The 14,258-nt window shown below is 45.8% G+C and carries 13 protein-coding genes and 1 other annotated feature; of the genes, 2 read left to right on the plus strand and 11 right to left on the minus strand.

From position 1 onward, the window contains the following. Positions 1–53 precede the first annotated feature (53 nt). A complete protein-coding gene (locus H7F26_RS02730) occupies positions 54–1,001 on the minus strand; it encodes an ABC transporter substrate-binding protein (protein ID WP_011198331.1) in 948 nt (315 codons plus the stop codon). Positions 1,002–1,287: 286 nt separating this feature from the next. Here H7F26_RS02730 and H7F26_RS02735 point away from each other — a divergent pair, with 286 nt between their 5' ends. Next, the gene (locus H7F26_RS02735) at positions 1,288–1,680 is read left to right on the plus strand and encodes a hypothetical protein (protein WP_003185454.1); all 393 of its coding nucleotides are present in this window, start codon (positions 1,288–1,290) and stop codon (positions 1,678–1,680) included. A 337-nt stretch (positions 1,681–2,017) separates the two neighbouring features. Here H7F26_RS02735 and H7F26_RS22180 read toward each other — a convergent pair whose 3' ends face one another. From H7F26_RS22180 to H7F26_RS02780, 10 genes are all read right to left on the minus strand, one after another. Continuing rightward, entirely contained in the window at positions 2,018–2,098 is an 81-nt protein-coding gene (locus H7F26_RS22180) for a putative holin-like toxin (RefSeq protein WP_003185456.1), read from the minus strand. Between the two features lie 184 nt (positions 2,099–2,282). After that, a complete protein-coding gene (locus H7F26_RS02740) occupies positions 2,283–2,915 on the minus strand; it encodes a type 1 glutamine amidotransferase family protein (RefSeq protein WP_017474710.1) in 633 nt (210 codons plus the stop codon). A gap of 135 nt (positions 2,916–3,050) precedes the next feature. Then, the gene (eno, locus tag H7F26_RS02745; RefSeq protein ID WP_003185460.1) at positions 3,051–4,343 is read right to left on the minus strand and encodes a phosphopyruvate hydratase; all 1,293 of its coding nucleotides are present in this window, start codon (positions 4,341–4,343) and stop codon (positions 3,051–3,053) included. Positions 4,344–4,365: 22 nt separating this feature from the next. After that, complete coding sequence (gene gpmI / locus H7F26_RS02750; RefSeq protein ID WP_003185462.1) at positions 4,366–5,901, minus strand: 2,3-bisphosphoglycerate-independent phosphoglycerate mutase; 1,536 nt, start codon at positions 5,899–5,901, stop codon at positions 4,366–4,368. Beyond that, positions 5,894–6,655: a triose-phosphate isomerase gene (gene tpiA / locus H7F26_RS02755; protein ID WP_003185464.1), complete on the minus strand. Its 762-nt coding sequence runs from the start codon at positions 6,653–6,655 to the stop codon at positions 5,894–5,896. Before tpiA ends, gpmI begins: the two co-directional genes overlap by 8 nt. Before the next feature lie 30 nt (positions 6,656–6,685). Further along, complete coding sequence (locus H7F26_RS02760; protein ID WP_003185465.1) at positions 6,686–7,870, minus strand: phosphoglycerate kinase; 1,185 nt, start codon at positions 7,868–7,870, stop codon at positions 6,686–6,688. A gap of 173 nt (positions 7,871–8,043) precedes the next feature. Further along, on the minus strand, positions 8,044–9,051 hold the full coding sequence (gene gap / locus H7F26_RS02765) for a type I glyceraldehyde-3-phosphate dehydrogenase (RefSeq protein ID WP_003185466.1): 1,008 nt from the start codon (positions 9,049–9,051) through the stop codon (positions 8,044–8,046). Positions 9,052–9,084: 33 nt separating this feature from the next. Further along, positions 9,085–10,125 (minus strand): sugar-binding transcriptional regulator, encoded by a 1,041-nt coding sequence (locus H7F26_RS02770; RefSeq protein ID WP_003185468.1) that lies wholly within the window; start codon positions 10,123–10,125, stop codon positions 9,085–9,087. Between the two features lie 401 nt (positions 10,126–10,526). After that, positions 10,527–11,534, minus strand: coding sequence for an LLM class flavin-dependent oxidoreductase (locus H7F26_RS02775; protein ID WP_003185470.1), 1,008 nt, complete (start codon positions 11,532–11,534; stop codon positions 10,527–10,529). Between the two features lie 139 nt (positions 11,535–11,673). Beyond that, entirely contained in the window at positions 11,674–13,041 is a 1,368-nt protein-coding gene (locus tag H7F26_RS02780) for an amino acid permease (RefSeq protein ID WP_009329615.1), read from the minus strand. Between the two features lie 60 nt (positions 13,042–13,101). Next, positions 13,102–13,358: a binding site (T-box leader), on the minus strand. A gap of 314 nt (positions 13,359–13,672) precedes the next feature. On the opposite strand from H7F26_RS02780, the gene H7F26_RS02785 reads away from it, so the two are divergent. Next, complete coding sequence (locus tag H7F26_RS02785) at positions 13,673–14,146, plus strand: hypothetical protein (protein ID WP_003185474.1); 474 nt, start codon at positions 13,673–13,675, stop codon at positions 14,144–14,146. Positions 14,147–14,258 lie beyond the last annotated feature (112 nt).

Raw genomic sequence — 14,258 nt, forward strand, 5'->3', positions numbered from 1 at the left:
AGGCCGCATCAAAAAAAGCCAAACGAATGCGCTGATCCGTTTGGCTTTTTTGATCATTTTAAAAAGTATTTTTCAATATCATCAAGCATCAGGTTTGCTGCAAGGACGCCCCCTGCTGTATTCCAGATGGCATCGCTCACTTTATGGACGTTTCCTTTTTTGGAGACGTTTAAGTTTTTAAAGAGCGGATCATTGACATAGTCTTTCTCAATGGCGCTTGCTTTGTCATCGCCTGTCTCATACGTGTAATAAAAAAGCACGTCCCCGTCCATATCAGGAATTTGTTCCTTTGTCACTTCCATTTGTCCGAGATCGTTGGCTTCCTGGCCTTTAGGCCTTGCAAAACCGAGCTGATCCAAAATCGTTCCGGCAAATGATCCTTTGTGATAGATGCGGGTATCAGCATCTGTAAAGCGGACGAGAGAGACTTTTTGTTTCACTTTATCGCCTAGTTTTTCATGAATGTCTTCAACGCGCTTGTCAAAGTCAGCGATGACTTTTTCGCCTTCAGCTTTTTTATTGAGCGCTTCGGCAGTAAGCTTAAAGTTGTTTTTCCATTCCCCTGACAATGTCTCGGCAAATACGGTCGGCGCGATTGCTTTCAGCTTGTCGTATACTTCTTCTTGGCGGATTTTGTTGCCGATGATTAAGTCAGGCTTCAGGCTCGCGATTTTTTCAATATTCGGCGCAGCCTCCGTTCCGACGTTCTCTACGCCTTTCATTTTATCTTTAATATGGTCATACCATGGATCTCCCAGCCAGGATTGAACGGCGCCGACAGGTTTTACGCCAAGTGCGAGCACTGCTTCTGTCGCTTCATTCGTGAGTACGACGACTTTTTTCGGAGTGCCGTCAATTGTCGCTGTTCCCATTGCGTGCTTTACAGTATAGGAATCTTTGCTGCCGTTCTTCTCCGCAGATTGATCTTTATCTTGATTTCCGCAGGCGGCTAATAAAAGGATAAGCGCAGCGAACAGTGCAAACCATTTAAAACGTTTCATGATATGTAGGATCCCCTTTTCTCAAGTGATTTTCATTATCAATTAGATTATATAATGAATCAACCTAAAGTCAATATGAAATTCCTATATATCTGTTTTGGATTGTGCTAAAAACCGCTTTTGAGCTGCATCCGGATAAAGAAAACCCTGCTCGGCAGACACTGTACAATGAGCTATCGTCTTCTTACGAAAACCGGGATGATCCTCCTTCTAGACACTTTGAATTCATTAGGTTAACATAATCTTGTATGAATATGTTTTTTTTACCATAGTAAGGAGGGGTGATTTGACTAAGTTTTTATTGAGTGGTTTCTACCTTTTCGGACTTGTCATGCTGAGCAATTGGTCGATTTCTTTTGGTGAAATATTTGGAGCCGGCAATTCAGCCGTTTTTCAATTATCGGAAGCGGTGCTTTTTACGTTTATCATCGGGTGCTATACAGGTCTTCCTTTGATTTATGCCAAATTCACTAGATCTGAAACGTTGTTTTTTACAAATCAAAAGGTCTTCCTCATCACCTTAGGATTAGGCGTGCTGCTTTCCTGTTCGGCTTACAGCCTTCAGCAAGCCCTCTCTCCCATCGCGATTGCGCTGTTGTCGATCATTGGTTTTTTGATCGTTGGCATCAGCGGTTTTCTTCCCGCCTGGTTTCTGAAGCCTGCGAAAAATCTGCGATAAACGGGTGGGTTTTTCTTAGGCTGACGGGGTGTTGGAGCCAAGGTCGAACTCAGTGGTTTCTATAAACGGCGCTGGACAATATGGTGCTCTGAGAAAATCACTTGCCAATGCGTAATCTGACGATTGATTTTTTAAAAAACAACATTTGCTTTCGCCATTTACAAATTAATGAAAATTCTTTATGATATAGATATCTAAGTAAACATGTTGCATATACTAAAAAGACCGAAGTGCTCCAACACTTCGGCTTGTACAAAAAGCCGGCCCTTCGAAGGGGCTTGCTCAGATTGACCTAAAATAGACCACTCCCTATCACTTTCTAGGCTCAAGGGGCGGTCTATTTTTCTTTGTTCTCTGACAACATGGCAATCAGCATGCCAAAAGCAATCATTAAAGAGATTGTTTCATATGCTGTCATTTTTATCACCCCCTTTCAGAAGGGGATGAGCAAGACTTCCCTTGAGTGAGCAAAGCTTTTTATACGAGGTAGATTATACCATATCAAGGAGAACATAAAATTAGGGAAAAAACCTTTTTCACTCATGAAATCTAGCTTTTCCGCCGAATTGCTTCGACATCGACTAAATTCTTGGTCTTTCAGCTCATTTATTGATTGAATTCATTAGCTTGAAGAAGTATTCACGTTGACCGGTCTTATTGAGTTGATACCATGAATCCAATGTATCCGGTGCAAACACGTCTAATTTTTTCAGCACTTCCCTTGCGAATTCGAGAGGAGCCGCTCCTGATGCAGTAACCAGATTCCCATCTGATACCGCGGGTCCCATCTCATAAAACGGTTCTCCTTTATAATGAGGACAGACCATTTTCATATAGGCCAAGTCATTGCTTGTATGCTTTCTTGAATCCAGATATCCGCTATTCGCCAGTCCCGCAGTTGCACCGCATATTGCGGCAACCATCGCGCCAAGCTCTAAAGCTTCGCCGGCCTTTTTCAAGATCGGCTGATGAATCTTTTCTCCCCAAGTATTCCCTCCGGGTAAAATGATTAGATCCGCACTCTCGGGCGTCCACTCATCAAGGGAGATATCCGGTTTTATGCGCAGTCCACCCATCGTCGTCACCATTTCTTTATTCACTCCTATTGTCATGACTTTTAAAGGTGCCGCATCTTTTTTGAAATATCTTCCCGAGTTCAGTTCGGCCATTAAATATCCATATTCCCAATCTGACATTGTATGGAATGCATAAAGATATACTGTTTTCGACTGCATCCAGTAACACTCCAATCGCAATTGATACAGCCTATTATAATCAAAAACCCTGACAGCTTTTGTCAGGGTAAAGGAAATTCAGCTTTCACATTTAAAAGAGGTTGGCCGCATCTGCAGCCAACCTCTTTTTTATGCTTACTTATTCAAGTTGTAGAAAGATTGAATACCGTGGTATTGCGCAGTTTCAGCCAATTGATCTTCGATGCGAAGAAGCTGGTTGTATTTCGCAACACGGTCCGTACGAGACGGAGCACCTGTTTTGATTTGTCCTGCGTTTGTTGCCACAGCGATGTCAGCGATTGTGCTGTCTTCAGTTTCACCGGAGCGGTGAGAGATAACGGCAGTGTAGCCTGCGCGTTTCGCCATTTCGATCGCATCGAAAGTTTCAGTCAATGTACCGATTTGGTTTACTTTGATCAGGATAGAGTTGCCGACGCCGTTTTTGATTCCTTCAGCAAGCTTTTTCGTGTTTGTTACGAAAAGGTCGTCACCGACAAGCTGAACTTTTGAGCCAAGACGCTCAGTCAGAAGTTTGTGGCCTTCCCAGTCGTTTTCGTCAAGGCCGTCTTCGATTGAGATGATTGGGTACTTAGAAGTCAGCTCCTCGTACCAGTCAACCATTTCAGCTGACGTTTTTACAACGCCTTCGCCTGCAAGATGGTATTTGCCGTCTTCTTTGTTGTAGAACTCAGAAGATGCAGCATCCATTGCCAATTTCACTTCTTCGCCAGGTTTGAATCCTGCTTTTTCGATCGCTTCAACGATTGTTTGAAGCGCTTCTTCGTTAGATCCAAGGTTTGGAGCGAATCCGCCTTCATCACCTACAGCTGTGTTCAAGCCTTTTTCTTTCAAGACTGATTTCAGGCTGTGGAAAATTTGTGCTCCCATGCGAAGTGCTTCGCGGAAGTTTTCCGCACCGACAGGCATGATCATGAATTCTTGAATGTCAACGTTGTTGTCCGCATGCTCTCCGCCGTTTACGATGTTCATCATCGGTACAGGAAGCGTTTTAGAGTTGAATCCTCCAAGGTATTGGTATAGAGGAATCTGCAAGAAATCCGCAGCTGCGCGGGCAACGGCCATTGATACACCAAGGATGGCGTTGGCGCCGAGCTTGCCTTTATTTTCAGTTCCGTCAAGTTCGATCAGCAATTTGTCGATTGATACTTGCTCAGTCACATCAAAGCCGATAAGCTCGGGTGCGATGATTTCGTTCACGTTGTTAACGGCTGTTAAAACGCCTTTTCCAAGGTAGCGGTCTTTGTCGCCGTCGCGAAGCTCAACAGCTTCGTATTCGCCAGTGGAAGCTCCGCTTGGAACCAGCGCGCGTCCAAAAGCTCCTGATTCAGTGTATACTTCAACTTCAACCGTCGGGTTACCGCGGGAGTCTAATACTTCACGTGCATAAACATCAACAATGTATGGCATGTTTGTTTCTCTCCTTTAATGCTTATTTTTGAATTAATGACGATCCTGTCATTTCTTTCGGTTTTTCAACACCCAGCAAGTCTAAAAGAGTTGGCGCCAGATCCCCGAGGATTCCGCCTTCTCTTAATGTCACGCCTTCTTTTGTGACGATGACAGGAACCGGGTTTGTCGTATGTGCGGTGTGCGGCTTGCCTTCTTCGGTAATCAGCACGTCTGCGTTACCGTGGTCGGCCGTAATAATCGCGTAGCCGCCTTTTGCAAGAATCGCATCAACGACTTCGCCGAGGCACTCGTCAACCGCTTCGATTGCTTTGACCGTCGGCTCGACTTTTCCTGAATGTCCAACCATGTCAGGGTTGGCAAAGTTGAGGATGATCGCGTTATGCTTTTCAGCCTCAATTTCTTTGACAAGCGCATCTTTTACTTCATATGCGCTCATTTCAGGTTTCAAGTCATATGTTGCGACTTTAGGCGAGTCGATTAAGATTCGCTCTTCGCCCGGGAACTTTTCTTCGCGTCCGCCGCTCATAAAGAATGTGACGTGCGGATATTTTTCAGTTTCAGCGATGCGAAGCTGCTTCAGCCCGTTTTGGGATAAAACTTCGCCGACTGTGTTGTCGAGATTGACCGGTTTGAATGCCACGTATCCGTCAACCGTTTCACTGAAATGTGTCAAGCAAACGAAATGAAGGTTTTTCGGATGCTTGTCTCCGCGGTCGAAGTCGCGGAAGTCGTCATTGGTGAACGTGTTGGAAATCTGGATCGCACGGTCGGGTCTGAAGTTGTAGAAAATGACCGCATCGTTGTCCTTGATTGTCGCAACAGGTTCGCCGTTTTCTTTCGTAATGACGGAAGGAATCACGAATTCATCGTAAATTCCGTTTTCATAAGAATCTTTCACGACATCGAGCGGATTTTGATATTTCGGTCCCTCTCCGTATGCCATGGCGCGGTACGCTTTTTCGACGCGGTCCCAGCGCTTGTCTCGGTCCATTGAATAGTAGCGGCCTGACAATGTTGCGATCTCGCCGACGCCGATTTCTTCGATTTGATCCTGAAGCTCTTTGATGTACTTCTCAGCTGTTTGCGGGCCTACATCGCGGCCGTCAAGGAAGCCGTGAATATAGACGTTTTCAACGCCTTCTTTTTTGGCAAGTTTCAAGAGTGCATATAAATGGTGAATGTGGCTGTGCACTCCGCCGTCAGACAGCAGTCCGAACAAGTGGAGGTTTGTGCCTTTTTCTTTCACGTGCTTCATCGCTGCAAGGAATGTTTCGTTCTGTTCGAATTCTCCCTCGCGAATCGCAACGTTCACGCGCGTCAGACTTTGGTAAACGATCCGGCCTGCGCCGATATTCAGATGGCCGACTTCCGAGTTGCCCATCTGGCCGTCTGGAAGACCTACCGCTTCTCCTGAAGCTGTCAGCGTCTGGTGCGGATACTTGTTCCAATAGCGGTCAAAGTTCGGTTTTTTCGCTTGGGCTACGGCGTTTCCGACGGTTTCGTCCCTTAGTCCAAACCCATCTAAAATGATGAGCGCGGCTAACTTGTTACTCATATTGACCTGCCTCCAATAATTGCACGAAAGACTGCGGCTCAAGGCTTGCTCCGCCAACAAGAGCGCCGTCGATATCGGATTCGGCCATATATTCTTTAATGTTCGCAGGTTTTACGCTTCCGCCGTACTGAATGCGGACGCTGTCTGCTGCAGTTTGTCCGAACTCTGATGCCACGGTTTTGCGGATGTGCGCGCATACTTCGTTTGCATCTTGTGCAGTTGAAGACTTGCCGGTTCCAATCGCCCAGATCGGCTCATAAGCGATCACGGAAGCAGCTACCTGTTCAGTTGTTAAACCTGCAAGTGCTTTTTTCACTTGGTCTGCAACAAGCTCGTTTGTTTTGTTTGCTTCGCGCTCTTCAAGCGTTTCACCTACGCAGATGATCGGAACGATGCCGTATTTAAATGCAGCATGCGCTTTTTTGTTGACCGTTTCATCCGTTTCAGCAAACATTTCGCGGCGCTCGGAGTGGCCGATGACGCAGTATTCAACTCCAAGGTCTTTCAAAGCCGCAGGGCTGATTTCACCCGTGAAAGCTCCGCTTTCTTCAAAATGCATGTTTTGCGCGCCGACTTTCAGATCTGTGCCTTTTACAGCTGATGTGAGCTTTTCAAGGAACAGTGCAGGCGCACAGACAACAGCTTCTGCTTTATCTGCTGCGGGAATGGAAGATTTCACTTCTTCAACGAAGCTGACAGCTTCTGAAAGCACTTTATTCATCTTCCAGTTACCGGCTATAATTGGTTTTCTCATGTGCTCCACTCCTTATGCTGTATATTTTGCTTACTTGTCGTTCAATGCTTTGACGCCAGGAAGTTCTTTTCCTTCCATAAACTCAAGGGAAGCTCCGCCGCCTGTTGAAATGTGGCTCATTTTGTCAGCCAAGCCGAACTTTTCTACAGCAGCTGCAGAGTCTCCGCCGCCGATGACAGAGTATGTATCATTTGCCTCTGCTAATGCTTCAGCGACAGCTCTTGTTCCTTTAGCGAACGCGTCGATTTCGAATACGCCCATCGGTCCGTTCCAAACGACAAGCTTGCTGTTTTTGATGACGTCGGCATATGTTTTTCTTGTTTCCTCGCCGATGTCAAGCGCTTCCCAGTCGCTAGGGATTTCGCTTACCGGCACGATTTTCGTGTTGGCGTCGTTTGAGAAATCGTCAGCAACAAGCACGTCTGTAGGCATGTAGAAGTTCACGCCTTTTTCTTTGGCGCGGTCCATGAAAGATTTAGCCAATTCAATTTTATCTTCTTCCAGCAGGGATTTTCCCACTTCATGGCCGAGCGCTTTGACGAACGTGTAAGCAAGACCGCCGCCGATGATCAGGTTGTCTACTTTCTCAAGAAGACTTTCAATCACGCCGATTTTGTCTTTTACTTTTGCGCCGCCGATGATCGCTGTAAACGGACGTTCAGGGTTTGACAGCGCTTTGCCCAGCACTTCAAGCTCTTTTTCCATGAGGAAGCCTGCAACAGCCGGAAGGTGTTCAGCGATGCCTGCTGTTGAAGCATGGGCGCGGTGAGCCGCTCCGAATGCATCATTGACATAAACGTCAGCCAGGTCGGCAAACGCTTTAGAAAGCTCAGGATCATTCTTTTCTTCTCCCGGATAGAAGCGGACATTTTCCAATACGAGAATATCTCCGTCTTTCATTTCGGAAATTTGCGCTTTGACGGCGTCGCCGTAAGCTTCATCCGCTTTTTTCACTTCTTTGCCGATCAGTTCGCCGAGGCGTGCGGCTACCGGCGTTAAGCGAAGCTCTTCTGACACCTGGCCTTTCGGACGGCCCAAGTGGCTTGCAAGAAGAACTTTCGCTCCCTGCTCTGTTAAGTATTGAATCGTCGGAAGTGCGGCGCGGATTCTCGTATCATCCGTCACTTTTCCGTCCTTCATCGGAACGTTAAAGTCAACACGGCAGAAAACAACGCGGCCTTTTACATCAATGTCTTTTACTGATTTTTTGTTCATGGCTTTTAGGAGATCCTCCTTTTAATGTTTTACAAGCCTGAAAACGGAAATCCCCGGGCGGCTTAAAGGCGCCGATATGGAAAAAGGGAAAGGGAGTGTGTGTCCCCTTCCCTTGTCCGCTTTCATTATAGCGCTTCTCTCATCAAGAACCAAGTCTGATTCTGGTTTCCGGATTAAAGACCTTGTTTTGCGATGTAAGCGGCAAGGTCAACAACACGGTGAGAATATCCGCTTTCGTTGTCATACCAAGAAATAACTTTAACCATGCTGCCTTCCATAACCATTGTAGAAAGAGCATCGATTGTAGAAGAGTTTGTATTGCCGTTGTAGTCTTTAGATACAAGCGGCTCTTCGCTGTAGCCAAGAACGCCTTGAAGTTCGCCTTCTGCTGCTTCTTTAAGCGCTGCGTTTACTTCTTCTGCTGTTACTTCTTTGTCAAGTTCAGCAACCAGGTCAACAAGTGATACGTTTGGTGTTGGAACACGCATTGCTCCGCCGTTCAGTTTTCCTTTCAGTTCAGGAAGTACAAGGGAAACGGCTTTCGCAGCACCAGTTGTTGTAGGAATGATGCTTTCAGCTGCCGCACGCGCACGACGGTAGTCTTTGTGCGGAAGATCCAGGATTTGCTGATCGTTTGTGTAAGAGTGAACAGTTGTCATCATACCGCGTTTGATGCCGAATTTGTCGTTCAGAACTTTTGCAAACGGCGCAAGGCAGTTTGTTGTGCAAGATGCGTTAGAGATAACATGGTGGTTAGCCGCATCGTATTTATCTTCGTTAACACCCATAACGATTGTAATATCTTCTTCACTCGCAGGAGCTGAGATGATAACTTTTTTCGCGCCGGCTTCCAAATGTTTCGCCGCATCTGCGCGTTTTGTGAAGAAACCAGTTGATTCAACAACGATTTCAACACCTTGCTCTCCCCAGCTTAGTTTAGAAGGATCGCGCTCTGCTGTAACTTGGATTGTTTGACCGTTAACAACAAGGTTGCTTCCGTCAACAGAAACCTCTGCGTCCAATTTTCCATGTACTGAATCATATTGTAATAGGTGAGCAAGCATGTTAGCGTCTGTCAAATCGTTAACTGCCACAACCTCAACTTCAGGATTATTTAATGCTGCGCGGAATACATTGCGTCCAATACGACCAAAACCATTAATACCGACTTTTACTGCCATGATGATTTCCTCCTTTAAGTAAATAAGAGATATTTAATTTATATTGAGGGAAGAAGCTTCCCTTAATAACTGTTTTGCGGCTCCTTCATCAGTGATCAAAACCGTATTGCGCGGTTTTTTGAAGTATGCCTCTATGGCGTCAGCTTTTGACGAGCCTCCCGCCACCGCAATGATGTTCGGGATCGAATCGAGATCCTCAAGCTGGATGCCTACGCTGTGCACTTTGTGAATGACTTCCCCGTGGCGGTCGAAATAGTAGCCGAACGCTTCTGCAACTGCCTCATTTTCTTCTATTTTCTTCAAATCTTCCTTTGGCGTATTTCTTCGTTCTGCCATTGTTTTAGCATCCCCGATTCCATGAATCACCATACTGGATGATTGAATCGTCTGAAGCACTTCTTTAATAGAAGGTTCCTCAATGATAGAAGAATATGCTTCTTTGCTCAGCTGCCCCGGCACAAATAACAGTTTGTATGTACCGGAAGCTTTCTCGGCCATATGGGCGCAAATCGTATTGGCCTGATTCCTGACGTTTTCGCCCAGTCCGCCTCTTGCCGGAACAAAAAGCAGCTTGCGGTTTTTCGAGTCAGGCGTCATCATTTCTGCCACGGCCTCAAGTGTCGTACCTCCGGTTACGGCGACGATATTTTCCCCCGTAAACCTATTTTTCATGCATGCGACGGCCGCTCTCCCCATCTCTTTTTTGACCCATGGGGACTGGTCGCTGTCTCCCGATACAATGATGACTTCGTCGAGGTTCAACCTCTCTTTTAATGTATTTTCCAAATGAGTTAAACCTAAAACGTCCTTCATCGTATCTTCGAGAACTTTCAGCAGGTCGGATCCTTCAGGTGTCAATATCATGCCGGTTGTTTTAATCTCTAGTAGATTTTGTTCTTTTAAAAACTGAACCTCCGCCCTTAAAATCCGCTCGCTGATGCCGAGGCTGGCAGCAAGGCTTCTTCTGCCGATCGGTTCAGTCAGCCTTATGTACTGCAAAATTTTGTACCTTTTCTGCATGACATCGAGAAGATCCGGCAATAATTTTTTCTGAGCCTGTATTAGTTGATTCATGCCAAAACGTTCCTTTCATCTCATCCTGGACGAATAATGTCCCGCAGTGACTGAAAACGTCCCACCTCAGCCAAAAAAAATTACTCCTGCTTACATTCCTTATTGTAACAGGGTTAAAATGTTTATTCAACTGTTAAGAAACAATTCATCGACAACATTCGCGCGAACGTTCACACTTCTGTTTTAATTATTGTTCCTGATAATTTCTATATTATACATATTTCATAAAAACGTGCCTCAATGAAAATTAGCTCTTTTATTTCATTCAAAGCTGTTCGATTTCTTCCAGGCATTTTTCTAGATTATATTGTAGCTATTTCAAAAATAAATATATTGCTAAAATACGTACTTACCAGCAAAAAAGCAACGGGCGGTTTTTCCGTTCCGTTGCTTTTTTGCGTTTATCCGTTTTTCCATACATCTGCAATGATTTCGAACGAGCGAAGTCTGTCAGCATGGTCAAATGTTTCTGAATTGATCATGATCTCGTTCGCCTGAGTCGTCCGGATGAACTCTTCAAGCTTTTCTTTCACACTGTCCGGCCCGCCGATGATCGTTGAGCTGAGCTGCTCGTTCACCATCGCTTTTTCGCGCGGCGTCCAAATCTGTTCCATATCATCTACAGGCGGCTTAAGCTGTGTCGGAGCGCCGCGGACAAGATCCAAAAACTTCTGATAGTGCGACGTTGCCAGGCGCTGCGCTTTCGCATCCGTATCGGCTGCGATAACGGTAACCCCGACCATCGCATAAGGCTCCTTCAAGACGCCGGGCTTAAACGAACTCCGATACAGTTCCAAGGCAGGCAGCGTATTGGCGGGCGAAAAATGAGCCGCAAATGCAAACGGCAAACCGAGCTCCCCGGCAAGCCGGGCGCTGAATCCACTTGAACCGAGAAGCCAAATCGGCACATCAAGCCCTTCTCCCGGTATGGCGCGCACATGATTTCTTACATTGCCCGACGGCTTAAAATATTGCCGCAGTTCTTCAAGCTGCTCGGGAAAATCCTCCCCGCTGCTTATGTTTCTTCTTAATGCGCGCGCTGTTAATTGATCAGTGCCCGGAGCGCGTCCAAGTCCTAAATCGATTCTGCCGGGATAAAGGGATTCAAGCGTTCCGAACTGTTCGGCGATGACGAGCGGGGAATGGTTCGGCAGCATAATCCCTCCCGAGCCGATGCGCATTTTCTTAGTACCTCCGGCGATATAGCCGATCAAAACAGAGGTGGCCGAGCTTGCAACACCTTCGATATTATGGTGCTCAGCCAGCCAGAACCTGTGGTACCCCCATTTTTCGGCATGCTGCGCCAAATCCATAGATTGTTTAAAAGATTGTTCCGCATTTCCGCCTTGTACGATAGGAGACAGATTTAATACGGAATACTTCGTATTTTTGAAATGCTGTTCTGACATTGTCTTTCCTTCTTCCTGAAGTGTAGTGGTCATGTAATTAGACGATAACATAATCGTCCCGGTGAATAAAAGAAATTAGTTCGAAAAAAATCGAACTAATGTATAAAAAGCTTGCCTCCGCTGGGAGGCAAGCCCTTTTTTAAGAAGCGGCCGTTTGGCCGGCTGTCTGGTTTCTTCCTTTAAAGAAATAAGCAGCGCTAATGAGCAAATAGATCCCCGCCGTCACCAATGTAATGACAATCGACGTGGTCAGGATGACACCGATCAGTATGGCTGTCAGCGAAATGATTGCCACCCAAGTCGTATAAGGGAACCATTTGACATAGTAGCCGTTTCCAGCTGTTTGATTCCGTTTCCTCGATTTTAAATGGGCGGCGGCAATCAGCATCCAGATCACAAGGACGGTATAGCCGAGAGACCCCATCAAATATTCAAACGTTTGGCTGCCGGCAAATAGTGAAAACAATACGCCCAAGTATAAAAACGAAGTGCATAATAGAATCGAATAAACCGGCACCTTTCTCGCAGAAAGCCTCGAAAAGATTTTCGGCATTCTTCCGTCTGACGCCTGTGTATACAAAATACGGGAGGCGCCGTAAAGCCCTGAGTTCATAGAAGAAATGACCGCCAGTAAAATGACCGCATTCATCAAATGATCCGCTCCGGGAACGCCGATCATCTTAAAGACCATGACAAAGGGACTCTCCGACACCCCGTTCACTTGATTCCATGGAATCAAGCTGACGATCACGAAAAACGGCAGAAGATAAAAAGCAATAATGCGCGTTAACGTTCCCCGCACGGCTTTAGGCACAACCTTCTCAGGATTTTTGGTTTCCGCCAGGGTCACCCCGATAATTTCTGTTCCGCCGTAGGAATAGATCACGACAAGCATGGCTGTAATCAGCCCTCCGGCGCCATTCGGGAAGAAGCCGCCATGGTCTGTCAAATGAGTAAAGCCGACAGCCGAATGTTGTCCAAAAGAGAAAAATAACAAGATAAATCCGGATATAATAAAGACGACAATCACTGTGATTTTAATGAGAGCAAGCCAGTATTCCGTCTCGGCAAAGCTTTTGACAGAAAGCAAATTCACGCTCGTAATGACGAGTGAAACGAACAGCGCCAGCACCCAAATCGGCAGCCCCGGCAGCCAGTACTGCAAAAATATCGCGGCGACAACAGCCTCAGCCGCAATATTGAGAACCCACATTTTCCAGTATATCCAGTCCAAAAAATAAGCGGCATACGGCCCTAATATCGATTGAACTAGATCCCTGAATGTTCTGGCTTCGCTGTTTCGGACAGCCATCTCGGCCAGCCCCTGCATAATAAACAGCAAAATCACGCCGCCGATCAAGTAGGCGATCATGACCGAAGGCCCCGCCAAATCGATCGCTTTGCTGCTTCCTTTAAATAATCCTGCCCCAATTGCTCCGCCCAATGCCATCATCATAATATGCCGCGATGTCATCGTGCGCTCGAGCTTCTGCATGTCTTTCTCCATCTATGTTCACTTCCTCTATTAAAATAAAAAAGCTCACCGTCTCCCTCTTCAATTTGAAGATAAAGAGACGATGAGCTTTGAAGCTTACCGCGGTACCACTCTTTTTGACCCTATACCAAGAATCCAGCTTTGCGAAGCACAGCCATGCTGTGCAAACCTGTTAACGAAGGTTAATCGTAAAGTCCTCAGGAATTGATGTCCGTCCTTTAGCCAGTCCACTCCCGGGCGAGTTCAAAGGTTCATTGGTCTGCGTCGCACCTACCCGCAGCTCTCTTTGCCAATGCCGATCTTTTACTGCTCCCGTTCATTGTGTTTTCTTCTGCCTGAAATATATTCATATAATATACGTGCCGATCTTCACTTTGTCAACATCAAATCCGATGCCAAAAAATAAAAATTAAAATTTTTCTCTTTTTTCAAGGAAGATCGCCTTTTCTATTGGAAAATGCAAGGGGAGATATGCACAACTTTCATAATGATAGAGCATGAACCAAAAAAGGAAAATGTAAAAATCGGCAGATATCCCCCGAAAAAAATAGTTAAATTGAAATATTATTCAAACTTTACAAAATATTTTAACGATGATAGAGTGTGAACCGAATCATAACATCAGCTAAAGGAGGAAGAGAACATGAAAAAACTCTTGTTTATGGTGATCTTGTCCGTATTGACGCTCGTCTTTGGTTCATCGTCCGTAAGCTTTGCGAAGGACATTCCTGAAGACAGGTATACAACACCTACAGATGCTGAATTTAGCCAGATTAAAGAGATTTTAAACGAGGCTGATGTCGAAACCGGCAATTTGCAGAAGGATTACGGTGTGATCGTCAATGATCCTGCTGAAAAGGTCGGCGTCATATCGGACATTCCTGCCGAAAAAGATGACTGGAGCCATGTCAGCTTCCATTCTTACTATGTCGACCTCAACAGCGGCACACTCATTGCTGATGTTCAATTTGAATTCACGCAAAACGATGACGGTACATCAGAAACCGAGTACAAAAACGTAACAAACGGAGGCAGGTACTTCGTCAAAATGGATCAAGACGGAAATGTCATTGATGAAGCAACAACCGGCGACATGTCGATTTTGTGGAAATACTAGAAACCGAGCCGCCCCTTATGGAAAACGCCTTTATTCAAAGGCGTTTTTTTTGGTCGTATATTTAATGGATCTATCCGGTGGCGCCATACGGGTCAGCAAGATTAAAGACATG

The sequence above is a fragment of the Bacillus sp. PAMC28748 genome, assembly GCF_014250415.1.
Taxonomy (GTDB): Bacteria; Bacillota; Bacilli; order Bacillales; family Bacillaceae; genus Bacillus; species Bacillus licheniformis.